This window comes from Serinicoccus hydrothermalis, assembly GCF_001685415.1.
Taxonomy (GTDB): Bacteria; Actinomycetota; Actinomycetes; order Actinomycetales; family Dermatophilaceae; genus Ornithinicoccus; species Ornithinicoccus hydrothermalis.
Window position 1 is genome coordinate 2,347,305 of sequence record NZ_CP014989.1, and the last position, 23,951, is coordinate 2,371,255.

At 72.6% G+C, this 23,951-nt stretch carries 26 protein-coding genes; 13 read left to right on the plus strand and 13 right to left on the minus strand.

Annotated elements, in window-relative coordinates; all coding sequences use genetic code 11:
- Positions 1-5: 5 nt before the first annotated feature.
- The 5 genes from cobO to SGUI_RS10925 form a co-directional block, all read right to left on the minus strand.
- Positions 6-599 (minus strand): cob(I)yrinic acid a,c-diamide adenosyltransferase, encoded by a 594-nt coding sequence (gene cobO / locus SGUI_RS10905; RefSeq protein WP_083190635.1) that lies wholly within the window; start codon positions 597-599, stop codon positions 6-8.
- Positions 596-1,444: an ABC transporter ATP-binding protein gene (locus tag SGUI_RS10910; RefSeq protein ID WP_237141335.1), complete on the minus strand. Its 849-nt coding sequence runs from the start codon at positions 1,442-1,444 to the stop codon at positions 596-598. The genes cobO and SGUI_RS10910 overlap by 4 nt, the downstream gene beginning before the upstream one ends.
- Positions 1,441-2,520 (minus strand): FecCD family ABC transporter permease, encoded by a 1,080-nt coding sequence (locus tag SGUI_RS10915; protein ID WP_066639953.1) that lies wholly within the window; start codon positions 2,518-2,520, stop codon positions 1,441-1,443. The genes SGUI_RS10910 and SGUI_RS10915 overlap by 4 nt, the downstream gene beginning before the upstream one ends.
- Positions 2,521-2,549: 29 nt before the next feature.
- Positions 2,550-3,557 carry an ABC transporter substrate-binding protein gene (locus tag SGUI_RS10920; RefSeq protein WP_066639961.1) on the minus strand — a complete coding sequence of 336 codons (1,008 nt, stop codon included), beginning with the start codon at positions 3,555-3,557 and terminating at the stop codon, positions 2,550-2,552.
- A gap of 220 nt (positions 3,558-3,777) precedes the next feature.
- Complete coding sequence (locus SGUI_RS10925; protein ID WP_066639963.1) at positions 3,778-4,686, minus strand: aminotransferase class I/II-fold pyridoxal phosphate-dependent enzyme; 909 nt, start codon at positions 4,684-4,686, stop codon at positions 3,778-3,780.
- 135 nt (positions 4,687-4,821) lie between these two features.
- Between SGUI_RS10925 and SGUI_RS10930 the strand changes: the two genes are divergently transcribed.
- The 3 genes from SGUI_RS10930 to SGUI_RS10940 all read left to right on the plus strand — a co-directional run bounded on the left by SGUI_RS10930 (position 4,822) and on the right by SGUI_RS10940 (position 7,197).
- On the plus strand, positions 4,822-5,841 hold the full coding sequence (locus SGUI_RS10930) for a zinc-binding dehydrogenase (protein WP_202816578.1): 1,020 nt from the start codon (positions 4,822-4,824) through the stop codon (positions 5,839-5,841).
- A gap of 124 nt (positions 5,842-5,965) precedes the next feature.
- Positions 5,966-6,238: an HU family DNA-binding protein gene (locus SGUI_RS10935; RefSeq protein WP_066639965.1), complete on the plus strand. Its 273-nt coding sequence runs from the start codon at positions 5,966-5,968 to the stop codon at positions 6,236-6,238.
- Between the two features lie 134 nt (positions 6,239-6,372).
- A complete protein-coding gene (locus SGUI_RS10940; RefSeq protein WP_066639967.1) occupies positions 6,373-7,197 on the plus strand; it encodes an SGNH/GDSL hydrolase family protein in 825 nt (274 codons plus the stop codon).
- Between the two features lie 5 nt (positions 7,198-7,202).
- On the opposite strand, the gene SGUI_RS10945 is transcribed toward SGUI_RS10940, so the two are convergent.
- From SGUI_RS10945 to SGUI_RS10955, 3 genes are all read right to left on the minus strand, one after another.
- Positions 7,203-7,661 (minus strand): GNAT family N-acetyltransferase, encoded by a 459-nt coding sequence (locus SGUI_RS10945; protein WP_191090898.1) that lies wholly within the window; start codon positions 7,659-7,661, stop codon positions 7,203-7,205.
- Between the two features lie 66 nt (positions 7,662-7,727).
- On the minus strand, positions 7,728-8,951 hold the full coding sequence (locus tag SGUI_RS10950; RefSeq protein ID WP_066639977.1) for an AAA family ATPase: 1,224 nt from the start codon (positions 8,949-8,951) through the stop codon (positions 7,728-7,730).
- 164 nt (positions 8,952-9,115) lie between these two features.
- Positions 9,116-9,874 (minus strand): HEAT repeat domain-containing protein, encoded by a 759-nt coding sequence (locus SGUI_RS10955; RefSeq protein WP_066639980.1) that lies wholly within the window; start codon positions 9,872-9,874, stop codon positions 9,116-9,118.
- Positions 9,875-10,000: 126 nt separating this feature from the next.
- Between SGUI_RS10955 and SGUI_RS10960 the strand changes: the two genes are divergently transcribed.
- Together SGUI_RS10960 and SGUI_RS10965 are read left to right on the plus strand one after the other, a co-directional pair.
- Positions 10,001-10,924: a cation diffusion facilitator family transporter gene (locus SGUI_RS10960; protein ID WP_066639982.1), complete on the plus strand. Its 924-nt coding sequence runs from the start codon at positions 10,001-10,003 to the stop codon at positions 10,922-10,924.
- 25 nt (positions 10,925-10,949) lie between these two features.
- Entirely contained in the window at positions 10,950-11,345 is a 396-nt protein-coding gene (locus SGUI_RS10965; protein ID WP_066643269.1) for an ankyrin repeat domain-containing protein, read from the plus strand.
- Between the two features lie 408 nt (positions 11,346-11,753).
- Here SGUI_RS10965 and SGUI_RS10970 read toward each other — a convergent pair whose 3' ends face one another.
- Complete coding sequence (locus SGUI_RS10970) at positions 11,754-12,686, minus strand: LysR substrate-binding domain-containing protein (protein WP_066639984.1); 933 nt, start codon at positions 12,684-12,686, stop codon at positions 11,754-11,756.
- A gap of 77 nt (positions 12,687-12,763) precedes the next feature.
- Here SGUI_RS10970 and SGUI_RS18240 point away from each other — a divergent pair, with 77 nt between their 5' ends.
- Complete coding sequence (locus SGUI_RS18240) at positions 12,764-12,886, plus strand: hypothetical protein (protein WP_257784397.1); 123 nt, start codon at positions 12,764-12,766, stop codon at positions 12,884-12,886.
- Positions 12,887-12,890: 4 nt separating this feature from the next.
- On the opposite strand, the gene SGUI_RS10975 is transcribed toward SGUI_RS18240, so the two are convergent.
- Complete coding sequence (locus SGUI_RS10975; protein ID WP_066639987.1) at positions 12,891-13,883, minus strand: substrate-binding domain-containing protein; 993 nt, start codon at positions 13,881-13,883, stop codon at positions 12,891-12,893.
- A 13-nt stretch (positions 13,884-13,896) separates the two neighbouring features.
- Positions 13,897-15,213 carry an L-fucose:H+ symporter permease gene (gene fucP / locus SGUI_RS10980; RefSeq protein ID WP_066639990.1) on the minus strand — a complete coding sequence of 439 codons (1,317 nt, stop codon included), beginning with the start codon at positions 15,211-15,213 and terminating at the stop codon, positions 13,897-13,899.
- A gap of 109 nt (positions 15,214-15,322) precedes the next feature.
- Here fucP and SGUI_RS10985 point away from each other — a divergent pair, with 109 nt between their 5' ends.
- Positions 15,323-16,135: an SDR family NAD(P)-dependent oxidoreductase gene (locus SGUI_RS10985; protein ID WP_066639993.1), complete on the plus strand. Its 813-nt coding sequence runs from the start codon at positions 15,323-15,325 to the stop codon at positions 16,133-16,135.
- Positions 16,136-16,159: 24 nt separating this feature from the next.
- Here SGUI_RS10985 and SGUI_RS17490 read toward each other — a convergent pair whose 3' ends face one another.
- Positions 16,160-16,852, minus strand: a complete 693-nt coding sequence (locus SGUI_RS17490; RefSeq protein WP_066639996.1) for a response regulator transcription factor — start codon at positions 16,850-16,852, stop codon at positions 16,160-16,162.
- A 142-nt stretch (positions 16,853-16,994) separates the two neighbouring features.
- Here SGUI_RS17490 and SGUI_RS10995 point away from each other — a divergent pair, with 142 nt between their 5' ends.
- The 5 genes from SGUI_RS10995 (at position 16,995) to SGUI_RS11015 (ending at position 21,742) form a co-directional block, all read left to right on the plus strand.
- Positions 16,995-17,579: a transglycosylase family protein gene (locus SGUI_RS10995; protein ID WP_066639999.1), complete on the plus strand. Its 585-nt coding sequence runs from the start codon at positions 16,995-16,997 to the stop codon at positions 17,577-17,579.
- A gap of 148 nt (positions 17,580-17,727) precedes the next feature.
- On the plus strand, positions 17,728-18,885 hold the full coding sequence (locus SGUI_RS11000; protein WP_066640003.1) for an LLM class flavin-dependent oxidoreductase: 1,158 nt from the start codon (positions 17,728-17,730) through the stop codon (positions 18,883-18,885).
- Between the two features lie 33 nt (positions 18,886-18,918).
- Positions 18,919-19,578, plus strand: coding sequence for a CE1759 family FMN reductase (locus SGUI_RS11005; RefSeq protein WP_066640012.1), 660 nt, complete (start codon positions 18,919-18,921; stop codon positions 19,576-19,578).
- A gap of 137 nt (positions 19,579-19,715) precedes the next feature.
- Positions 19,716-20,429, plus strand: coding sequence for a matrixin family metalloprotease (locus tag SGUI_RS11010; RefSeq protein WP_066640014.1), 714 nt, complete (start codon positions 19,716-19,718; stop codon positions 20,427-20,429).
- A 404-nt stretch (positions 20,430-20,833) separates the two neighbouring features.
- Positions 20,834-21,742, plus strand: a complete 909-nt coding sequence (locus SGUI_RS11015) for a LysR substrate-binding domain-containing protein (RefSeq protein ID WP_066643271.1) — start codon at positions 20,834-20,836, stop codon at positions 21,740-21,742.
- A gap of 30 nt (positions 21,743-21,772) precedes the next feature.
- Here SGUI_RS11015 and SGUI_RS11020 read toward each other — a convergent pair whose 3' ends face one another.
- Complete coding sequence (locus SGUI_RS11020) at positions 21,773-22,057, minus strand: DUF3072 domain-containing protein (RefSeq protein ID WP_157621817.1); 285 nt, start codon at positions 22,055-22,057, stop codon at positions 21,773-21,775.
- Between the two features lie 106 nt (positions 22,058-22,163).
- On the opposite strand from SGUI_RS11020, the gene SGUI_RS11025 reads away from it, so the two are divergent.
- Positions 22,164-23,900: an AMP-binding protein gene (locus SGUI_RS11025; RefSeq protein WP_066640029.1), complete on the plus strand. Its 1,737-nt coding sequence runs from the start codon at positions 22,164-22,166 to the stop codon at positions 23,898-23,900.
- Positions 23,901-23,951 lie beyond the last annotated feature (51 nt).

Genomic DNA, 23,951 nt, shown 5'->3' on the forward strand with positions numbered 1-23,951 from the left:
CCCACCTAGTAGTCGATCCCGCGGCGCGCCCGGATCCCCTGCTGGAAGGCGTGCTTGACCGCGACCATCTCGGTCACGGTGTCCGCGACGTCGATCACCGGCTGCGGCATCTCTCGCCCGGTGAGGAAGACGCTGACGTGCTCGGGCCGCTCGCGCAGCGCCGCGACGACGGCGTCGACCTCGATCCAGCCCCAGTTCATCGGGTAGGAGATCTCGTCGAGCAGCACCATCCGGTGCTCCCCGGCCGCGAGGAGCCCGGCGCTGAACTCCCACGCCGCGACCGCCTTGGCGCGGCTCTCGTCCAGGTCGGTGCTGTCCCAGGAGAAGCCGTCGCCGGCGCTGAACCACTCGACCCCGAGCTGCCGGAGCATCGCCTCCTCGCCGGTCCGCCACTTCCCCGACTTGAGGAACTGCACGCACGCGGTCGGCCAGTCCCGCCCCCGACTGCGCAGCAGCGTGCCGAAGGCCGCGGTCGACTTGCCCTTGCCGTGCCCGGTGCTCACGAGCACGAGCGAGGGCGCCGAGCGCAGCTCGCGCCGGTCGTAGGGCCGCTCCCGGCGCGGCTCGTCGTGGTCCCGGTCCTGGCCGGCGTCGCTCACGAGACCTCGTCCCGCGCCCGGGGGCGCAGCTCGGTGGGCACCGCAGGGGTATGCCGTTCCCGCGGCTGCGGGAGCACGACCAGCTGGCCGTCGACGTGGTGGACCCGGACCGGGTGGGCGTAGACGCGGCTCAGCAGCCCGGGCTCGAGGACCTCCTGCGGCGGTCCCAGCGCCACGGGGGCGCCGCGCTCGAGGAGCAGGAGACGGTCGGCATACCGGGCTGCCATCCCGAGGTCGTGCATCGCGGCGACCACGGTGAGGCCGTCGCTGCGCCGCAGCTCGTCGACGAGCTCGAGGACGTCGACCTGGTGGCCGACGTCGAGCGCGCTGGTCGGCTCGTCGAGCAGCAGGACCGGGCTCTGCTGCACCAGCGCCCGAGCGATGACGACCCGCTGCGCCTCGCCGCCGGACAGGCTCGTGACCGGGCGTGCGGCGAAGGAGGTCAGGCCGAGCCGGCGGAGCACGTCGGTGGCGATCCGGCGGTCGCGCCGCGACTCCAGCGACAGCCAGCCGAGGTGGGCGGTGCGGCCGAGCAGGACGTACTCGACGACGCTCATCCCCGGCGGGAGCTCCGGTGACTGCGGCATGAGCGCCAGGTCGGTGGGCCCGGGCTCGCGCCCGTCACCGAGCTCGACGGTGCCGGTGCGCGCGACCAGCCGCACCAGCGCCCGCAGGAAGGTCGACTTGCCTGACCCGTTGGGGCCGATGAGGCCGAGCCACTCGCCGCTGCGCAGCTCGAGGTCCACCCCGGCGACCACCTCGGTCCCGTCGAAGGCGACCCGGACGTCGCGGGCGCGCAGCGCGTGCGTCTGGCCCAGCGGGTGCACGCTCCCTTGCCCGCTCACATGCCCGCCTTCCGCCGCCACAGGACGACGCAGAAGAAGGGCGCGCCGACGAAGGCGGTGATGACCCCGACCGGCAGCTCGGCCGGCGCGACGAGGGTGCGGGCGCCGATGTCGACCGTCGCGAGGAAGGCCCCGCCGAGGACTGCCGAGAGCGGCACGATGAGCCGGTAGGAGTGCCCGACGAGCAGCCGGACGAGGTGCGGGGTCACCAGCCCGACGAAGGCGATGAGCCCGCTGACCGACACGGCGGCCGCGGTGATGAGCGTCGCCGCGCCGACGACGACCAGGCGCGAGCGCGCCGGTGACAGGCCGAGCGACCTCGCCTCGTCGTCGCCGAGGCGCAGCACGTCGAGGTGCCGGGCGTGCAGCCACAGCACCGCGCCGGCGAGCAGCACGTAGGGCAGCAGCAGCGTCACCGGGCCCCAGCCGCTCGTCGCGAGCCGGCCGAAGAGCCAGGAGAGCACCTCCCGGGAGCGGGTCTCGTCGAGCCGGGTGAGGGCATACGTCTGCGTCGCGGAGAAGAGCGCCGCCATGGCGACACCGGCGAGCAGCAGCGTCGCCGGGTCGCGGAACGACCCACGCGCGACGAGCACCGAGCCGGTCACCGCGAGGACGGCCCCGACGAAGGCCGCCATCGGCAGCGCGGCGATCGGTCCCCACGAGAGGTCCAGCCCGAAGCCGAGCGCGAGCACAGCGCCGAGACCCGCGCCCGCCGAGACCCCGAGGAGGTAGGGGTCGGCCAGCGGGTTGCGGAAGACGCCCTGGTATCCCGCCCCGGCCATGGCCAGGCTGGCGCCGACGAGCGCGGCGAGGATCGTCCGGGGCAGGCGGATCTGCCAGAGCACCGCCTCCTGCGTCGACGTGAGCGTCTGGGCGACGTCGACGCCGGGCAGGCCACCGACGAGCGCCCGCAGCACGCCCTCGACCGGCAGCCCCGCGGCCCCCTGCGTCACCGAGGCGAGGATCGCGAGGAGCAGCAGCGCGGAGCACCCGACCAGCGCGGGCACCGACAGCCGGAAGGCGCGGTCGGCGACCTCGTCCAGCGCGTCGGTGGGTGCGTGGGTGCGGGTGCTCATCGGGTATGCCCGTGGTCGGGTGTCGGCGCTCAGCCGCCCGCGGGGACCGAGACCTGGCTCATGGCGTCGGCGAGGGTGGTCACGAGCTCCGGCAGGCGCGGGCCCCAGCGCGAGGAGATGTCGGCGTTCACCGTGACGATGTTGCCGTTCTGCACCGCCGAGATCTCGGACCAGCCGGGGCGCTCCGCGACGTCCTCGGCGGTGTAGGACACCTGGTCGGTGATGACGATGAGCTGCGGGTCGGCCTCGATGATGGCCTCCTCCGTCAGCTGCGGGTAGCCGGTGCCGTCGGCGTCGGCCTCGTCGGCGATGTTGACCGCGCCGAACTGGCTGTAGACGTCGCCGATGAAGCTGTTGCTGCTCGCGGAGAAGTAGGTGTCGTCCAGCTCGTGGTAGACCCGCAGGCCCTCCGCCCCGTCGAAGCTCGCGAAGGCGTCGTCCACCTGCTGGCGCAGGTCGGCGATGGTGTCCGCCGTCTCGTCGACGTGCCCGGTGGCCAGCCCGAGGGCGGCCATGCCGTCCCAGCCGGCCTCGATCGTCGTCGGCGCGGCGTTGTCCACGACCGGGATGTCGAGCTCGGTCAGCGAGGCGGTGAGGTCGTTCATGTCGCCGGAGATGACGACGAGGTCCGGCTCGTAGCCGGCGATGGCCTCGACGTTGGGCTCGAACCCGGACAGGTCGGTGGTCGGCGCCTCCTCCGGGTAGGTGGAGAAGGAGTCGACCGCGACGACCTGGTCGCCCGCGCCGATGGCGAAGAGGATCTCGGTGGCCGAGGGCGACAGCGACACGATGCGCTGCGGCTGCTCCTCGATGGTCACCTCGCCGGCGGCGGTGTCGACGGTGACCGGGAAGTCCCCGGAGCCGGCCATCTCGCCCTCGGAGGTCATGGCGGCGTCGTCGCTCGCCTCGTCCGAGGCGCTCTCCTGCTCGGAGGCGGTGTCGGCGGAGTCGGAGTCGGTGCTGCCGCCGCCGCAGGCGGCGAGGGTGAGGCCGAGCGCCAGGGCGCCGACGAGCGGGAGGGGCTGGCGGAGGTGCATACGGTGTCTCCTGTCGGTCGAGGAGGGAGTGCTCGAGCGACCGGAGGTGACTCCGCCGTCCGAACCGGCCCTGGGTCCTCGAGGGCGTGTGGCTTCGGATCGTCGGGCAGTTCGACCGGACTCGGCCCTCCGAGAAGGACTCCACCGTTGCGGGACAGTGCCGGGTTCGCACCGGACTTCGTCTGCACGACCCGGTCAGTCTAGCGCCGGCGCGAGGAGGTCACCGGCCGGCCGAGGGCCGCCGCAGCGCCGACGCCAGCCGCTCCAGACCGCGGGCGTCGGGGACGGCCACCCGGGCGACGCCGGGCATACCGAAGCTGGCGCAGTCGCGCACGAGGACGCCGTGCGGCGCCAGCGCCTCCCGCAGCCCGGCCCGGTGCACGAGCACCCAGGGCGCGTCGGTGTCCTTGGTCTCGAGCCCGTGGCCCCGCAGCAGCGCGACCAGCTCCGAGCGCAGCCCGCGTATGCCGCGCGCCCAGCCCGGCAGGTCGGCCGCGGCGAGCAGGTCGGGCAGCACCGCCAGGGCGAGGGTGCTCACCGGCCAGTGCGGCTGCCGGTCGCGCAGCCGCCCGATCAGGTCGGGGTCGGCCACGACGTAGCCCAGCCGCAGGCCGGGGCAGGAGAAGGTCTTGGTCAGCGAGCCGACCACCACGTCCGGCCGTCCCGCGGTCCAGCGGCCGGTGGCCAGGGCGTAGAACGCCTCGTCCCAGACGTCCGCGCGCTCCCCGGGGGCGGCGAGCCGTCCGGTGGGGCTGTGCGGGTCCGAGCGCCAGCGCGGGCCGTCGGGGGAGCGGGGGTGCAGCCCGAAGTCCGGCTCGCTGCGTATGCCCCCGCCGAGCTCGGCGGCGACCAGCGCGATGGCCTCGCTGCCGCCGTTGGTCAGCAGCACGCGCTCCGGCTCCACCCCGAGCGCCTGGGCCAGCTGGTGCGTCGCGTCCCGGTCGTCGGGGTAGCGCCGCAGCGCCTCCAGGTGCCCGGCGACGAGCTGCTCGACAGGCGGGGCCAGCGGGTTCATGGTCTGGCTGAGGTCGAGCAGGTCCTGCGGGTCCAGGCCGAGCGCGCGCGCCACGGCCGGCCCGTCCCCGCCGTGCGCGCCCGCCGGGGGGACCGCCGGCTCCGCACTGCTCACGGGGCCCAGCGTATTCCCGGCCAGGGGGTCACCAGCAGGCTCTCCCAGGGCGGTGGGCACGGGCATACCGTGGATCGGGACGCGCCGGACGACCCGGCGCGGACCCCCTGAACCCCCCACCACGAAGGAGTCACCATGCGTGGCGTCGTCATGACCAAGCCCGGCGAAGTCATCGTCACCGACCGCGACGAGCCGCAGATCGAGGAGCCGACCGACGCGGTCATCCGGCTCGCCGCCACCTGCGTCTGCGGGTCGGACCTGTGGTCCTACCGCGGTGTGCAGGACGCGGACCACCAGGTCATGGGGCACGAGTACGTCGGCGTCGTCGAGGAGGTGGGCGACGAGGTGAGCACCGTGAAGGTCGGCGACTTCGTCGTCGGGTCCTTCATGATCTCCGACAACACCTGCGAGATCTGCCAGGCCGGCTTCCAGTCCAAGTGCGTCCACGTCGAGTCCGCCGCCTCCATCGGCACCCAGGCGGAGCGGGCGCGGATCCCGATGGCGGACGGCACCCTGGTCGCGACCCCCGGGCAGCCGACCCAGGAGCAGATCCCGGCGCTGCTGGCCGCCTCGGACGTCCTGGGTACCGGCTGGTTCGGTGCCGACGCCGCCCAGGCCGGGCCCGGGAAGACGATCGCGGTCGTCGGTGACGGGGCGGTCGGGCTCATGGCGATCCTGGCGGCCAAGCAGCTCGGCGCGGAGCGGATCATCGCGATGTCCCGGCACCCGGAGCGGCAGGAGCTCGCGCGCTACTACGGGGCGACCGACATCGTCGAGGAGCGTGGTGACGAGGGCGTGGAGAAGATCAAGGAGCTGACCGGCGGGCTCGGCGCGCACGGCGTCGTCGAGGCGGTCGGCACGCAGGAGTCCTTCATGCAGGCCGTCGGGGCGACCCGCGGCGGCGGATACCTCGGCTACGTCGGCGTGAGCCACGAGGTGCAGATCCCCGGCATCGAGCTCTTCTTCGCCGGGATCCACGCCCTCGGTGGTCCGGCGCCGGTGCGGCGCTACCTGCCCGAGCTCATCCGGCTCATCTGGGACGGCGAGATCGACCCGGGCAAGGTCTTCGACCTCACCTTGCCGCTGGAGGAGGCCGCCGAGGCCTACGCGGCGATGGACGAGCGGCGCGCGACCAAGGTCATGCTGACGTTCTGAGGAGCCCGCGACACACCGTCGAGGGCCGGAATTCCGCGACGCGCCGGGCTTCGGAGTTGGCAAATCGCGTCAGACTCTGCCTACGGTGTGGCCGACTCATCGGCTCTACGGAAAGGCTGTCAGCATGAGCAAGAAGGTTATCGTCGAGGCCGTCGCCAAGGAGGCGGGCATGACCCAGGCTGCTGCCGACAAGGTCGTCAGCTCCGTCCTCGAGGCCATCTCGGCCGAGCTCGCCAAGGGCGAGAAGGTCTCCTTCCCCGGTTTCGGCACCTTCGAGGTCCGCGAGCGTTCCGCCCGCACCGGCCGCAACCCGCAGACCGGCGCCGAGATCCAGATCGCCGCGAGCAAGGCCCCGGCCTTCAAGGCCGGCTCCAAGCTCAAGGAGCGCGTCTCCTGAGCTGAGGCTCTCCGCACCATCACGACGCCCGGTCGGCCCGTCAGGGTCGGCCGGGCGTCGTGCGTCCGGTGACGTGGGGTGGGGATCGGCGTTCCGGTTCTGGTTGACGCGGCGTCACTTCTTATCCTGCGGGTATGCCTACCCGCCCGGATGCCCCGCAGCCGCGCGTCTGGGAGAGGTTCGTCGCCCTGGGGGACTCCTTCACCGAGGGTCTGGTCGACACCGATCCCGACCGTCCCGAGGACTTCGTCGGCTGGGCCGACCGCGTCGCGGCCGCCCTGGCCGCGCGCAACGCGCAGGTCGGAGCACCTTTCGGCTACGCCAACCTCGCGATCCGCGGCCGTCTCATCGACGCGGTCATCGGCGAGCAGCTCGAGCCGGCGCTCGCGCTGCGACCCGACCTCGTCAGCCTCTCCGCGGGGGGCAACGACGTGCTGCGCCCCCGCGTCTCGATGCCGGCCGTCATGGCCCGGCTGGAGGAGGCGGCCGGGCGGCTGCGCGAGAGCGGCGCGGACGTGCTGCTCGTCACCGCACCGGACGTGTCCTGGGCGCCCCTGGTCAACCGGGTCCACCCGCGGATGGTGGAGTACACCGCCAACCTCTGGGGCGTCGGCCAGCGCACCGGCTCCTTCGTCGTGGACATCTACACGCTGCGGGCCCTGCAGGACGCGCGGATGTGGGGATCGGACCGCATCCACTTCAGCAGCGAGGGGCATACCCGGATCGCGTCCCAGGTGCTGTGGACCCTCGGGCTCGAGCAGGACGTCGACTGGACCACGCCGCTGGAGGCGGCGCCGCCGCTGGGACGGATCGAGTCGCTGCAGGCAGACCGCGAGTGGGTCGCGGCCCACCTGCGGCCGTGGATCCGTCGGCGCCTGCGCGGCGAGAGCTCGGGCGACGACCGGGTGCCGAAGCGCCCCAGGATCACCCCCGTGGACGACCCGCCGACGACCCCCTGAGTCCGTCAGACGGTCAGATCGCGTGTGAGGACGACCTCCTCGGTGACGTAGCCGAGCCCGGCGTAGAAGCGACGAGCGGGCGCGTTGCCCGCGCCGGTCTCCAACGTCAGGCGGGTATGCCCCGCCTCACGAGCCCACTCCTCGGCGCGGCGCATGAGCAGCTCACCGATACCCCGGCCGGTGTGCGAGGCAGCCACGGCCAGCTCCCCGACGTACGCGTCCACCGCCCCGGTCCAGTGGGTCCGTGTCCCCACGTGCACGAAGCCGACGACGTGGTCGTTCTCTCGGGCGACCCAGATGTCGTCGCCGTCGGGAGCGTCCACGGCCTCACGCACCCAGCCGGTCGTGACAGCGACCACGGCGTCGAGGTCCCGCCAGGGTGCGGCGCCGGTCGACAGCCGGTTCGCCAGCGTGAGCACGGCTTCACGATCCTGGGGTGCGTAGCGAGCGATCCGAACCTCCATGCGCCTACCGTGCCAGCCAGACCCCTCCATAAAAAAGGGCTCTTGACCTGTATTGACGTGTCTCCATCATCTCCGTCCCCACTCCCAGCTCGGCGTGGTGAGCAGCCCCTGGCCGGCAGCGAGCGTCTCGCCGAGGTCCTTGGTGAGCTCGTGCAGGCGCAGTGGCAACAGTTCGCCGGGCTCCGGCTCGAGGTCGCGGGGGTCCTCGTCCAGGTCGCGCTGCTCGCGCACCGCGTCGGCCAGGGCGTCGACGAGGGGCTGCGCGTGGGTCACCACGACGACCTGGGTGCGCCGCGACGCGGTCGCGATCGCGCGGGCGAGGGGTGGCACGAGGCTGGGATGCAGGCTGGTCTCGGGCTCGTTGAGCGCCAGCAGCCGGGGAGGCACCGGGGTGAGCAGAGCGGCCAGCCAGAGCAGGTAGCGCAGCGTGCCGTCGGAGAGCTCGGCCGAGCGCAGCGGTCGCAGCATCCCCGGCTGGTGCAGGGCGATGTCGAAGAGCCCGTCCGTGGCGACGACGTCGAGCGTGGCGCCGTCGAAGGCGTCCGCAACCGCCGCGGCGAGCGGGGAGCCGTCGTCCTCCCGGATCGTCTGCAGCGCGGCAGCGACGTCGGCGCCGTCCTCGGCCAGCGCCCAGGTGCGGGTGCCGACCTGCGGCCTGCGGGCCGGGGCCTGCGCGTCGACCCGGAAGCCGTCGTAGAACCGCCAGGTCCGCAGCGCCTCGCGCACCGCCCACGGCTCGGGCATACCGAGCGGGTCGACGAGCTCGGTGAGCATGCTCGACCAGGGAGGCAGGCGGGCCGGCGCCTGCTCCCACCCGCCGTTCTCGCGCACCTCGACCCGGCTGTGCTTGCGCCGCGCCACCAGGGTGGACGGGCGCATCACCGGCCCGTGCCAGACCGCCTCCCGCTTGATCTCGGGGTCGCGGTTGAAGCGCGTCCCCTCCGCCTGCACCGGGATGCCGAGGTCGGTGAGGTAGGACAGCTCGCCCTCGACCCCGCCGACCCCGAGCCGGATCGCGATCGGGCCCGAGCGCATCGTGCCCTGCACCTCGTGCCCGCGCCGGGCCTGCGCCAACGACTCCGGACCGGCCCACAGCGCCGACTCCAGGCCGCCCTCCTGCGCCAGGGCGCGCACGACCTCGCCGCGGCCGCAGGCGCCGAGCAGGCGGAGCGCGCGGTAGACGCTGCTCTTGCCCGAGCCGTTGGCGCCGGTGATGACGGTCAGGTTGCCCAGGGGCAGGACCACGTCGCGCAGGGAGCGGTAGCCGCTGACGGCGACGGTCGCGTACATGTCGCCGACCCTAGGCAGCACCACCGACAGCCCACCGGGCGTCGCACCGGGTTGCTCCCACTCACAGACCGCGCGCGGCGACGCGGACACACGGGGTGTCCGGTCGGGTGGTTGCCGGTATGCCAGTCCGCGCCACGGTCGTGCGCGGACCGGCATACCTCGGGTCAGCCCCGCCGCTCCGCCCGGTCGGCGAGCAGCCACTGCGCGGTGAGCGAGCGGAACCGGTCCTCGCCGTCCCGCAGGCGCTCCAGCGCGGGCTCGACCTCGGGCGCGTCGAGCGCTGCGAGGGCCTCGAGCGCCACCATGGCGATCTCCCGGTCGTCGCCCTCGGCGACGGCCACGAGCGCCGCGGCGGCGGGCCGGGCGGCCGGGTCGCCGACGAGCACGAGCGCGCGAGCGGCGTGCAGACGGACCTCCGGGTCGGTGGTCGACAGCGCGTCGGTCAACCCTGCGACTCCAGGCGCGCCGAGCTGCTCGAGCGCCCGCGAGAGCTCGCGCTGCTGCTCCTCGTCACCATGGCCGAGGTGGGGCAGCAGCGCCGGGGCGGCCTCCGGGGTGCCGGTGCGGCCGAGCGCCCACCACGCCTTCATCGCGACGGCGGGGTCGTCGTCGGTCGCGAACGGCAGGATCTGCGGCACCGCGTCGGGCGACTGGATCTTGCTCAGCGCGTGCAGCACCTGGACGCGGGCCCCGGGCGCGTCGTCGAGCGCCGCGAGGAGGTGGGGCAGCGCGGCCTGCGGGTGACGGCATACCGCCCAGGTCAGCGTCTCGCGCACGAAGAAGTCGGGCTCGGCGACCAGCAGCGCGACGAGCTCGGCGCTCTGCGCGTCGTCGCCGAGGGTCCCCAGGTGCACCGCGGCACGCTGGCGGATGGTGGGGTCGAGGTCGTACGCGGCCCGGCGGGCCTGCTCCAGGGTGGTCACCGGTCTCTCCTTCATGTGTCGGACGCGGAACGCGCCGGTGCCCATGCTCATTCCTCACGCGGCGGGAGGGTCAAGCGGACAGGCATACCCCTCTAGGGTATGCCTGTGCTGTGTCATACTCGCAGCATGAGCGCCGAGCACAGCCACGACCACGCGGCCGGGGCCAGCAGCAGGCGTCTCCTCCTGGCCTTCCTCATCACGGCGACGATCCTCGTTGCCGAGGTCGTCGGAGCGTTCCTCACCGGCAGCCTCGCGCTGCTCGTCGACGCCGGGCACATGCTCACCGACGCGGGCGGCCTGCTCATCGCGCTGCTTGCCGCTCGCCTCATGGCGCGGCCGCCGTCGCAGCGCCGCACGTGGGGCTTCGCCCGGGCAGAGGTGCTGGGTGCGGGGGCGCAGGCGACGGTCCTCCTGGCGGTCGGGATCTACGCCGTCGTGGAGGGTGTCCAGCGGTTGCTGAGCAGCGAGCCGACCGAGGTGACCGGCGGACTGCTGCTGGTCTTCGGTGTCGTCGGGCTGCTCGGCAACATCGCCTCCCTGCTCATCCTGGCCGGCGGGCGGGACAGCAATCTCAACCTGCGCGCGGCCTTCCTCGAGGTGGCCGCTGACGCGCTGGGGTCGGTCGCGGTCATCGTCTCGGCCGTGCTCATCCAGACCCTGGGTTGGACCAGGGCGGACGCCGTCGCAGGTCTGGTGATCGCCGTGCTCATCATCCCGCGAGCGGTCTCCATCCTGCGCGAGGCAGGCAGCGTGCTGCTGGAGTCCGTGCCCCCGGGGCTGGACCTCGCCGAGGTGCGCGAGCACATCCTCGGGGTCGACCACGTGCTCGACGTGCACGACCTGCACGCCTCCCGCATCGGCACCGGCACCCCGGTCCTCACGGCCCACGTGGTGGTGGAGTCCGGCTGCTTCGAGGACGGCCACGCCCCGCAGATGCTGGATGCGCTGCAGACCTGCGTCGCGGGCCACTTCGACGTCAGCGTGGAGCACTCGACCTTCCAGCTCGAGCCGCCCCGGCATACCGAGCACGAGCACGAGCACCACCCGTGATCCGGTGGCCGTAGGCTCGCAGACCATGACCGACTCGACCGACGGACAGCCCGGACCCGCTCCCGACGCGGTGGAGCTCGCGCACGCGCTCTTCGACCTGGCCCGCGCGGGGGAGGCCGAGCGCCTCGCCGCGTACGTCGACGCCGGAGCCCCCGTCGACCTCACCGACCCCGCGGGCAACACGCTGCTCATGCTCGCCGCCTACCACGGTCACCCCTCGACGGTGTCGGCGCTCGCGGACCGCGGCGCCGACGTCGACCGGCTCAACGACCGGGGCCAGTCCCCGCTGGCCGGGGCGATCTTCAAGGGCGAGGACGCCGTGGTCGCGACCCTGCTCGAGCACGGCGCCGACCCCGACGCCGGCCAGCCGACCCCCCGCGACACCGCCACGATGTTCGGCCGCGACGACCTCCTCCCCTGACCGACGCCCCCTAACCGACCGGCCGCACGGTTTGGTCGCACTGGCCGCACGGTTTGCGCATACCGGCCGCGTGGTTTGCTGCGACTGGCCGCACGGCTAGCGCAGACCGGCCGCACGCGGGCGCACTGGCGCCAGCTGCCGGAATTCGACAATGGGTTTCGTCGCCATGGCGAAAGAAGGAGTAGTCGAATTCCAGGGATGGCCGGCGTTCACGGCGCGCTCGCGGTCGTCGGTATGCCCGTGCCGTCGCTCCGGATTTCGACCTCTCGTTGCGTCGCCATGGCAACGAAACCAGTAGTCGAAATCCGGGGCGCAGCGACAAACTGTGCGGTCGGTCGGCGCAAACTGTGCGGTCGGTCGACGCAAAGTGTGCGGTCGGTCGAGAGGGCTGAGGGGGAGCGGGGCTGTTCAGGTCTCGGTCGGGGGGACGGGGTGGGGGAGGAGGCCGGCCTCGGCGCGGTCAAGGACGTGGCGGCGGAAGAGCTCGGCCGCGGGGAGCAGGCGGCGCCCCGGCGCCCAGGAGAGCCCGACGTCGCGGGTGGCCGTGCGATCGCTCAGCGCGAGGACGTGCAGGCCGGCGACCGGCGCGGCCACCGAGCCTCCCCACCGCGTCGGTGCGACCGCGACGCCGAGCCCGGCGGCGGCATACCCCCGCAGCGTGGGCAGGTCGGCGGCGACGAAGGCGATCTCGGGGACGAAGCCGGCCTCCCGGCACAGCTGGTCGGTGTGCTTGCGCAGCACCGACGTCGGCACCATCGCGACGAACGGGTCCTGCGCCACCTCGGCCAGCTCCGCCTCCGTCCTGCCGACGAGCCGGTGGTCCGGACCGACGAGCAGCCGCAGCGGCTCCGCGACGAGGGCCCGCCACCGCGGCTGGTCCTCGCCCGGGTGCGGGCGCAGGGTGGACAGCTCGAGGTCGACCTCGCTCTGCTGACCGACCGCGGTGACCGTCTCGTCCTCCTTGGACCGCAGGTCGAGCCGCACGTGCGGGTGCGCGGCGCGGAAGCTCGTGACGAGGTCGGGCACCAGCCAGGTCCCCAGCGAGGGCTGGAAGGCGACCGTCACGGTGCCCGTCTCCGGGTCCAGCAGCTGCTGCACGGCCGCGAGCCCGTCGTCGAGCTGGTGCAGCACCGCGTCGACGTGCCGCTTGAAGACGGTGCCCGCATGGGTCATCCGCAGCACCCGTCCCTCGCGCCGCAGCAGGGGTGCGCCGACCTCCTTCTCCAGCCGGGCCAGGGCGCGCGAGACCGCGGGCTGGGAGACCATCTCGATCTCGCTGACCTCGGTCACGGTGACCCCGTCGGCGACCAGCTGGAACCAGCGCAGGGCGGCCACATCCACACCTATGACGTTAGCGCATGAATGAGTTTCGCTGCCGACATTGGACGTATGGGTGCCCCATGCCGGACCGTAGAGTCATGGCCAAGATCTTTCTCTCGCTCATGATGGGTGGCCCCCGCCACGACATCCGTTCTCTCCCCGCGGCCCGCAGCGCCGCCGTGGTCGCCTGGCCGACCGCGACCCAGCGCATCACCCGCTGAGCTCCTAGGAGCCCCAGCAGGTCCGCACGCCGAACTCCACCCGGCGTGACTCGACACCGTCGACCGGGCTGTCGCTGATCAGCTCGGTCCCGGTGTCGTGGTAGCCGCTCGGCGCCTCACCGTCGCGCACCGCGGCGACGACAGCCCGGACGCCCTCGCGCGCCATGTTCTGCGGGTACTGCGACGCGGTCGCGTCGATGAGACCCGGCCGCACGCCCTCGCGCATCGTCCGGCAGCCGCCGTCGACCGACACCATGACGATCTCGTCCATGTCGGCGTCGGCATCCTCCAGCGCCGCCAGGGCCCCGAGCGCCGCCGGCTCGTTGACCGTGTAGACGACGTTGACGTCGGGGTGGTCGGCCAGCACCTGGGTCATGACGACCGCCGCATTGTCGCGGTCGCCCTCGGTGTCGACCGACGCGACGATCGCCTCGTCCCCCTCCTCGATGCCGAAGCCGGCGAGGAAGCCCGCGTGCCGCTGCTCCCCGGTGGTCACCCCCGGCGTCAGGTCGAGGGTGGCGATCTGCGGCTCGAGCCCGAGTTCCTCCGCCTTCGCGGCGGCATACTGCCCGATGAGCTGACCCGCGCGCTCGTTGTCCGTGGCGAAGGTCGCGTCGACCGCGTCCTGCGGGTCGGTGGGCGTGTCCACGGCGATGACGAGCACCCCCGCCTCCCGCGCCCTGGTGATGGCCGGGTCCAGCGCCTCGGCGTCCGTCGGCGCGAGGAGTATGCCGTCGGCCCCCTGCTCGACCATGTCGTCCAGCGCGGCCTCCTGCGAGGCGGCGTCGGTGTCGCTCTCGCCGGTGGCCGTGAGCAGCTCGGCGTCGAGGTCGTCGGCCGTCTCCTGGGCCACCTCGCGCATCTCGACCCAGTAGGGGTTCTCCTCCTGCTTGGTGATGAGCCCGACCGTGACCGGCTCCTGCTCCTCGCCGGCGCAGCCGGCCAGCCCGACCCCCGCGAGCAGCGCTGCCGCTGTCGTCCACGTCCGGATCCGCATGGTTCTCACCTCCTCACGCCTCCGCCGGTTGCTGACCGGCGGACGATCGGGTGTTGCGCAGGTCGAAGACGGCATACCCCGCGACGAGCAGCAGGCAGATGCCCGGCACGACGTAGCCCGCCGCCGAGCCGTAGCCGTCCATGACGGCCGCGTGCACCATCGGGACGAGCGCTCCGCCGAGGATCGCCATGACCAGCCCGGCCGAGCCGAACTTCGCGTCCGGGCCGAGGCCCTGCAGCGCGAGCCCGTAGATCGTCGGGAACATGAGCGACAGCCCCGCCGAGATCGCCACCACCGCGACGAGCCCCACGATGTTGAGCACGAACATCGAGGCCAGGCAGCACGCCGCGCCGAAGAGGGCCATGACGAGCAGCAGCTTGGCCGGGCGGAAGATGCCCAGCAGCCAGGTCATGACGAAGCGCGAGACGAGGAAGATGAGCAGGCTCGCCTGGAGCCACCACCCCGCGGCCTCCTGGCTGAGGCCGACGACGTCCTGGGCGTAGAGGATCGTGAAGGTCCAGGTGCAGGTCTGGGCGGCGACGTTGAAGAACTGCGCGACCACGCCGTACCGGTAGTGCCGGTTGGCCCACAGGCGGGCGAAGGTGCCGCCACCGCCCGAGGTGAGATCGACCGCCTCGGGCTCGGTGGGCAGGTGCATCTTGCGGAAGGCGATGAGCAGCCAGATGATCACCAGCACGCTGGCGATGAAGACGTAGGGACGCAGCACCTGGAAGAGGTCGGACTCCTGCGCGGCGAGGAGCTCGGCCTCGCTCATGATCGTCTTGCTCTCCTCCGGCGTGAGGTTGGGCAGGATGAGCACCGCGCCCATGAGCACGCCGAGGTTGGCCCCGACCGGGTTGAAGGACTGCGCGAGGTTGAGCCGCTGCGTCGCGCTCTCCTCGTCGCCCATGGCGATGACGAAGGGGTTGGCCGACGTCTCGAGGATCGACAACCCCGCCGCCAGGACGAAGAGAGCGAGCAGGAACATGTTGTATGCCAGGAGCTGGCTGGCCGGGATGAAGAGGAAGCCGCCCACGGCCGCCAGCCCGAGTCCGACCAGCACCCCCGCCTTGAAGCCGAAACGGGAGTTGATGAAGGCGGCCGGGATCGCCAGCAGGAAGTAGGCGCCGTAGTAGGCGAACTGCACCAGCGAGGACTGGAAGTTCGACATGTCGAAGATGCCGCGGAAGACCCCGACGAGGATGTCGGTGAGGTTGGCGGCCATCCCCCAGGCCGCGAAGCACAGCAGCAGCAGGATGAAGGGGACCCGCAGGTGCGTGGCGACGAGCGGCGCCTCGCGCTGCTCCGCCTCGGCCGGAACCGTCGCCATACCGTCCCCTCCTGACCCAACGTCAACTCTGTCGTCGGTGCGAGCCTAACCCAGGGATCCGGCAGGCACTACCCTGACCTGCACCAGCCGCCGACGAGACGGGGCGCCCGTGCAGATCTCCCACCAGACCTTCGTCGTGACCGGCGCCGGCAACGGCATCGGGCGCGAGATCGCCCTCGAGCTGCTGCGCCGGGACGCCCGGGTCGCGGGGGTCGACCTGCGGGAGGAGGCCCTCGCCGAGACCGCCCGGCTCGCGGCGGCGGGGGAGCGGCTGTCGGTGCACACGCTCGACATCACCGATCGCGAGGCGGTGGCGGCGCTGCCCGAGGCCGTGGTCGCCCACCACGGCCACCTGGACGGCCTGCTCAACGTCGCCGGCGTGATCCAGGAGTTCGTCCCCTTCGCCGAGCTCTCGCCCGAGGCCATGCACCGGGTCGTGGACGTCAACCTCTGGGGCACGGTCCACACCACGCAGGTCTGCCTGCCGCACCTGGTCGAGCGGCCCGAGGCCTGCGTCGTCAACGTCTCCAGCATGGGCGGCCTGGTCCCGGTGCCCGGGCAGACGCTCTACGGCGCGAGCAAGGCCGCGGTCCGGCTGCTGACCGAGGGCCTGTATGCCGAGCTGCGCGGCACAGCGGTCGCGGTGAGCGTGGTCTTCCCCGGCGCGATCGGCACCGAGATCACGACGAACTCCGGCGTGACCGTCCCCGGTGGTGATGCCGAGGCGCGCCGGGAGCAGGGCGGTCACCGGACGCTGTCGCCCGCGAAGGCCGCGAGCATCATCGTCGACAAGGCGGTGGGCCAGGGTGGCTTCCACGTGAGCGTAGGCTCCGACGTCGCCCTGCTGGGTCGCCTGTCACGGCTCTCGCCGCAACGGGCGACCGACCTCGTCGCGAGGCGTATGGCCGACCTGCTCGGCTGAGCCGCTCTGTCGTGCCGACCCGGCTCAGGCGGCCGGGTCGAGGCGGTAGCCGCGCCCCCGCACGGTCTGCAGCGACCGGCGGCCGAAGGGGGTGTCGATGCGTCGACGCAGGGCCGCGACCGACTGCTCGACGACGTTGGAGGTCGGGTCGTGGGCCGGGTCCCACACCGCCTCGACGAGCACCGCGCGGGTGAGCACCTGGCCGGGGTGCCAGGCGAAGGTCTCCAGCAGGGTGAACAGGTGCGGCGACAGCTCGATGGGGGCCTCGCCCCGACTCACCCGCTGTGCGCCGAGGTCCAGCGTCAGGTCCCCGACGACGAGCCGAGGCGTCGGCACGACCGGCTCGCGCCGGGCCAGGGCCCGCAGCCGGGCGACGATCTCCGGGAGCCGGACCGGTCGGCAGACCACGTCGTCGGCACCGCTGTCGAGGGCCGCGACGACATCGTCGGTGGCAGCGCGCCCGGCCACCACGAGCAGCGGGGTGGCGATCCCGGCCGCGCGCAGGCGCAGCGACAGGTCGCGCTCGACCCGGCCCGTGGTCGGCGCGCAGGCCACGGCCACCGCGATGCCCCCTGGGCTCTGCGGGGGCGACTGGCCGCAGACCCATACCGCCTCGGCGATGCCGCCGAGCACGTCGACCACGCACCCCTCGGCATGCAGAGCACGAGCTAACCGCTGTGACCCCTCGTCGCCCAGATCGATCAGCAGGATCCTCATGTCTCCCACCGTCACGGCGCTCGCTGTGCCCGTCCTGTGCTGCGCGCCGGTCCGAGATGTGGATCCGGCACACGGACGGCACATCAACGGCACACCTGTGCGGGTGAGCCTGACAGCGCAACCCCGATCGAAGGAGTGACAGATGAAGCTCATCACCCGCACCCTGGGCACCGCTGGTGCCACCGTGGCGCTCGCGGGCGCCGGCGTCGTGATCGCCGGCTCCGCCTCGGCCGCCGACACCGGGATCCCGGTGCTCGAGGCCATCAAGCAGTGCGAGAGCGGCGGCAGCTACACCGCGCAGAACCCGACGTCCACGGCGTCCGGCGCCTACCAGTTCCTCGACAGCACCTGGCAGGGCATGGACGCCGCCGCCGGCTATGCCCGCGCCGTCGACGCGCCGGAGTCGGTCCAGGACGCCGCGGCGATCGAGCTCTACACCGAGCAGGGCACCACCCCGTGGCTGGCCTCCGCCTCCTGCTGGCAGGGCATGGGCTTCGAGTCGACCAGCGGCTCGGGCGAGATGGCGACCGCGACGGACACGACGTCGGCCGACACGGGCACGGCGGCCACCGTGGGCGACACGAGCACGACGACCGCCGCGGGCGACGCGGGCGGCGCGCCGGCTCAGCAGGCAGGCCCGGCATCTCGGAACGGCGGGGCCGAGGGCGCGGCCGGGGCCTACGGCGCGGGCCGCGGTGGCGGAGCGGCGGGCGACTGCTCCCGCTGACGCCACCGCATACCCGGCCGGGCCACCGACTCCCCTGCGGTGGCCCGGCCGGTGCGCGTGGAATATCTCGGGCCGTCCTGCCTTGATATAGTTGATTCGTCAATCAGACGTCGATCAGCCGCTCCACATCCCAGGAAGGGTGAGTCAGATGCAGTTCGGGATCTTCAGCGTCGGTGACGTCACGCAGGACCCGACGACCGGCCGCACGCCGAGCGAGGGTGAGCGCATCTCCGCGATGAGCGCGTATGCCCTCAAGGCCGAGGAGGTCGGGCTCGACGTCTTCGCGACCGGCGAGCACCACAACCCGCCCTTCATGACCTCCGCCCCGACGACGCACCTCGCGTGGATCGCGGCGCAGACGCAGCGGCTGCAGCTGTCCACCTCGACCACCCTCATCACGACCACCGACCCGGTCCGGATCGCGGAGGACTACGCCTTCCTGCAGCACCTGTCCGGCGGTCGCGTCGACCTCATGATGGGGCGCGGCAACACCGGGCCGGTCTACCCGTGGTTCGGCAAGGACATCCGCCAGGGTCTGCCCCTGGCGATCGAGAACTACCACCTGCTGCGCCGACTGTGGCGCGAGGAGGTCGTGGACTGGCAGGGCAAGTTCCGCACGCCGCTGCAGGGCTTCACCTCGACGCCGCGCCCGCTCGACGGCGCCCCGCCCTTCGTCTGGCACGGCTCGATCCGGTCCACCGAGATCGCCGAGCAGGCCGCCTACTACGGCGACGGCTTCTTCCACAACAACATCTTCTGGAACATCGAGCACACCGCGCAGATGGTGGACCTCTACCGTCGCCGGTTCGAGCACTACGGCCACGGCTCGAAGGACCAGGCGATCGTCGGTCTCGGCGGCCAGGTCTTCATGGCCGGCACCGAGGCGGAGGCGAAGAAGGCCTTCCGGCCCTACTTCGACGTCGCCCCGGTCTACGGCCACGGTCCGAGCCTGGAGGGGTTCACCCGGATGACCCCGCTCACCGTGGGGACGCCGGAGATGGTCATCGAGCGCACGCTCGGCTTCGCCGACGCGGTGGGCGACTACCAGCGCCAGATGTTCCTCATGGACCACGCGGGTCTGCCGAAGGACGTCGTCCTGGAGCAGATCGAGATCCTCGGTCGCGAGGTCGTGCCGGTGCTGCGCCGCGAGTTCGAGGCGCGCCGCCCCGCGCACGTGCCGAGCGACCCGCCCACGCACGCCTCGCTCGTCGCCGACGGGCCGGGCGCACCGCACCACCTCGTGGCGCCGGCCGCCAAGGTCGACCTGCGGGCCGACCGCACCGAGAGCGAGCACGCGACCGCCTGACGCGGCGCGCGGCATACCGAAGGGAGCACGTCCATGACCAGGCGCATCGTCGTCCTCACCGCAGGGCTGTCCCAGCCCAGCTCGACCCGGCTGCTCGCCGACCGCCTCGCGGACGCCGTCACCACGCAGGTGTCGGCGCGCGGGGAGGCCGCGAGCGTGGAGGTCATCGAGCTGCGCGAGCTGGCGCACGACCTCGCGACCACCATGACGACGGGAGGTATGCCCACGCCCGCCGTCGAGGAGGCGCGCGCCACCGTGGCCGGGGCCGACGCGCTCATCGCGGTGACCCCCGTCTTCGCGGCGAGCTACTCCGGGCTGTTCAAGATGTTCGTCGACGTGCTGGACCCCGAGGCGATCGCGGGGATGCCGGTGCTCGTCGCGGCGACCGCCGGAACGGCGCGGCACCAGCTGGTGCTGGAGCACGCGCTGCGGCCGCTGTTCAGCTATCTGCGCGCCGCCGTCGTGCCGACCGGCGTCTTCGCGGCGACCGACGACTTCGGCGGTCCGGGCTCGCAGGACCTCGGGCGCCGGATCAGCCGGGCCGCCGGTGAGCTGGCCGCGGCGGTCGTCTCGGCGGGGGTGGCCGGCTTCGGCCCCGAGGCGTCGGGCCGCGAGACCGGCCGTGGCGGCGGGCGTGGGTCGGAGGCGGAGGTCACCGACTTCGAGGACCTCCTCGCCGGCCTCGGCCAGTAGATCCCCAAGCGCCGTCTCGTGGGCATCCCCCGAATTCGACCTCTCGAAACGTCGCCATGGCGACGATTCGAGAGGTCGAATTCGTGCAGGGGGTCCCGTCTCACGCTTCCCTCAGGTCCGACGGGCAGACTGGTCGGGTGAGAAGCGAGCGACGAGGCGGCGGATGCACCAGCGTCCTGAGCCTGCTGCTCATCATGGGGCTGGTCATCAGCCTGGTCGTCTACGTCTCGCCCGCCCTCGACTTCGGCAACGTCCGCCGGACGGTCTCCTCCCACAGCTCGGCCGGCGTGCCCGGATCCGGCGGCGACGGGTATACCTTCATGCAGGTCACCGAGGACGGCCAGCCGGTGACCTGGGAGTGCGAGGCGCTCATCGAGGTCCAGGTCAACCCGCAGGGTGCGCCCGAGGGGTATGCCGACCTCATCGCCGACGCGGTGGCCCAGGTCGACGAGGTCTCCGGCTTCGGCTTCGAGCTGATCGGGGAGACCGACGACCGCGAGTTCACCGGTCGGGGCCGCGGGCCCGTGCTCATCGGTTGGGCGGATGAGACGGAGGTCCCCGAGCTGGCCGGTCCGACGGCGGGCCTGGGCGGCGCGTCCTATGTCATCGGCCCCGGCGGGGGCGCGAGGTCGGTCGGCGGCATGGTCGTCCTCGACACCGAGCAGCGCGGCGGCTGGCTGGGCGGGCTCGACGACGAGACGGTACTCGTGCACGAGCTCATCCACGTCCTCGGGCTGGGCCACTCCGCAGACCCCTCCCAGCTCATGGCGGCGGAGAACTCAGGCCAGGACGAGCTCGGCGAGGGCGACCTGGCCGGGCTGGCCGCGCTGGACGAGGCCGCCTGCGGCTGAGGGAGTCCGGCCTCGGTGGCGAGGTGGTCGGCGGCCGACCTGCCGCCCCTCAGCCGGATTTCGACTGCTGGAAACGTCGCCATGGCGACGTTTCGAGTAGTCGAATTCGGGCAGAAGGTGGGGTTGTGCCTCCGGCATACCCCCCCACATGCGCGAAGCCGCCCCCGGACCAGGTCCGGGGGCGGCTTCGTCTTGGGTATGTCGGGTCAGCCGCGCAGGTGCTCGATCGGGCGCCAGGAGCGACCGATCTCGAGGATCACGTGGGTGCTGCTGCGGAGAGCCTTGGACAGAGCGGTCATGATGGCCACCTTTCTTCGTGTCGGGGTCTGACAGGTACTACTCTGACACCCTTTTTCCGTTAGCACAACCGAACATTACTTAGACGTATGTGTAAGATGCGCTACATGTTTTCACCCGAGCAGCTGGTGAGTCTCAAGGCCGTCGTCGAGGAGGGCACGGTGCTCGCCGCGGCCGACCGGCTGGGGCTCACGGCGTCGGCCGTGAGCCAGCAGCTGAGCCGTCTGCAGAAGGAGGCCGGGCAGCCCGTGCTGGTGCGCCGCGGGCGCAACGTCGTGCCCACCGACGCCGCCGAGGTGCTCGTCCAGCTGGCCTCCCAGCTCGAGCAGCTGGACGAGGCCACCCGGGCCGAGCTGGAGAACCTCACGAGCGACGTCGCCGGCCCGCTCGTGCTCTCCTCCTTCCCGACCGGGATCGTCGGGCTGCTGGCCCCCTCGCTGCCGAGCCTCCACGAGCAGCACCCCCTGCTGCGCCTCACCCTGCGCGAGCTCACCCCGGAGGGCTCGCTCGGGGCCCTGCGCCGGGGCGAGGTGGACCTGGCCGTGGTGCACGACTGGACGGACTACCACAAGGCCCTGCCGGAGGGCCTGACCGCGCACGTGCTCGGGCACGACGTCGTGGACCTCATCGCCCCCCACGACCACGACCTGAGGATCGGCCGCAACGGGGTGGTCGACCTGGCCGACTGCGGCGGCCGGGACTGGGTCGACGACTCACCGGGCGTCTTCAGCGACTGGCTGCTCACCGCCCTGCACGAGCGCAGCCTCGACTACCGGATCGCGGCGACGGCCGACACCCACCCCAGCAAGATCGCGCTCGTGGCCGCGGGGCTCGGGATCGGCCTCATGCCCCGGCTGGGCCGACCCGACCTGCCGGACACCGTCGTCAGCTTCCCGGTCAAGGACCCGCCCACCCGGCGCATCATGCTCGTGCACCGCGACTCCAGCGTGCGCCGACCCGCCGTGCGGTCGGTGATGCGCGAGGTCAGGCGCGTCTGGAGCGAGGAGCAGGCCTGACCGCAGGCCCGCCCACCCCGCACCGACCCCTCAGGACTCGCGGGGCTGCATCCCGGTCTGCTCCTGGAGCCGGTCGATGTGCTCGGAGGCCTGTGCCTTGGTGAGCCCGTCGGCGGGGATCTGCTCGCCGGCGGCGCTGGCGAGGCGGTCGAGGTAGGACTTCTGCGCCTCGGTGGCGGGGTCGTCGCCGGTCGTCCACTCTTGGGGGTCGCGCTCGATCTGCTCGTCCGGCGACTGCGGGCTGGAGGATCCCAGCACCTCGGCGTCGCCCTCGGGCTCGGTGGGCTGGGGCTGGTCGTCCATGGGGTTCGTCATGGCCCGACTGTAGGTCGAGGGTCCGACACACGTCGCGACGAAGACCCCCCACGCGGATCCGGGGCCCTGCTGACAGGCATACCTCCCGGGGTGTAGGCATGGAGCCATGACGCCGACGTCCGCCGACCTCCCGACCACCGCGGCCTACCGCGCCGCCCGCGACCAGCTCGTCGCCCTGCACGGCGACCCGGAGCGCGCCCGGGAGGAGTTCCGCTACCCCGACGTCGGCGGGCGCTTCAACTGGGCGGTCGACTGGTTCGACGCGATCGCGCGCGGCAACGACCGCCCCGCGCTGGTCGTCGTCGAGGAGGACGGCTCCGACGTCACGCTGACCTTCGACGAGGTCGCCACCCGCTCGGACCAGGTCGCCGCGCGGCTCGCGCACCTGGGCATCGGCCGGGGCGACAGCGTCATGGTCATGCTCGGCAACCAGGTCGAGCTCTGGGACACGATGCTCGGCGTCATGAAGCTGGGCGCGGTCATCATGCCCACGACGACCGCGGCCGGCCCCTCCGACCTGCGCGACCGGCTCGAGCGGGGAGGCGCCCGCGCTGTCATCGTCAACGCCGCGGAAGTCGACAAGTTCGACGAGGTCCCGGGCGACTACCTCCGGGTGAGCGTCGGGGAGGCGGCGGGCTGGGAGGACCTGCGCGCGGCATACCGCGAGCACGTCGAGCCGGTCGAGCACCCGGGGACCGCGCCGCAGGACCGGCTGCTGCTCTACTTCACCTCCGGCACGACCAACAAGCCCAAGCTCGTCGAGCACACCCAGGTGAGCTACCCCGTCGGGCACCTGTCGACGACCTACTGGCTGGGGCTGCGGCCCGGCGACGTGCACCTCAACATCTCCTCGCCCGGCTGGGCCAAGCACGCCTGGAGCTGCTTCTTCGCCCCGTGGATCGCCGAGGCGACGATCCTGGTCTACAACTACGCGCGCTTCGACCCGGCCGCGCTGCTCAGGGTCATCCGCAGCCACGAGGTCACCACCTTCTGCGCCCCGCCGACGGTGTGGCGGATGCTCATCAACGCCGACCTGTCCGGCGGTCCGGGACTGCTGCGCGAGGTCATCGGGGCCGGTGAGCCGCTCAACCCCGAGGTCATCTCCCAGGTGCAGCGGCAGTGGGGGCTCACCCTGCGCGACGGCTACGGGCAGACCGAGACGACCGCGCAGATCGGGAACTGCCCCGGCGGGCGCTTCAAGCCCGGCTCGATGGGTATGCCGCTGCCCGGCGTCCCCTCCGTGCTCGTCGAGGTGGAGAGCGGACAGGTCGTGGACGGGCCGGGCGAGGGCGAGATCTGCCTCGATCTCTCCGCCTTCCCGGTCGCGCTCATGACCGGCTACCAGGGCGACGAGGCGCGCAACGACGAGGCGATGGCCGGCGGTTTCTACCACACCGGCGACGTCGCCGAGCGGGACGCGAGCGGCCTCATCACCTACGTCGGGCGCACCGACGACGTCTTCAAGGCCAGCGACTACAAGATCTCCCCGTTCGAGCTGGAGTCGGTGCTCATCGAGCACCCCGCGGTCGCCGAGGCGGCGGTGGTGCCGGCCCCGGACGAGCTGCGCCTGGCGGTGCCGAAGGCATACATCGCGCTCGTCGACGGGCACGAGCCCACCGCGGAGACCGCGCGCTCGATCCTCGCCCACGCCCGCGAGCACCTGCAGCCCTGGCAGCGGGTGAGGCGGGTCGAGTTCTACGAGCTGCCCAAGACGATCAGCGGCAAGATCCGCCGGGTCGAGCTGCGGGCGCGCGAGGAGGAGCTGGTCGGGGGCTCCGAGGTTGCGGTCGAGCCGGCCCGGCGCGAGTGGCGCGACAGCGACTTCACCGAGCTCAGGGGCTGAGCCGCCTCGCCGACCACTCGTAGCATCGTGGTTCCTCTGCCGTGATGTTCC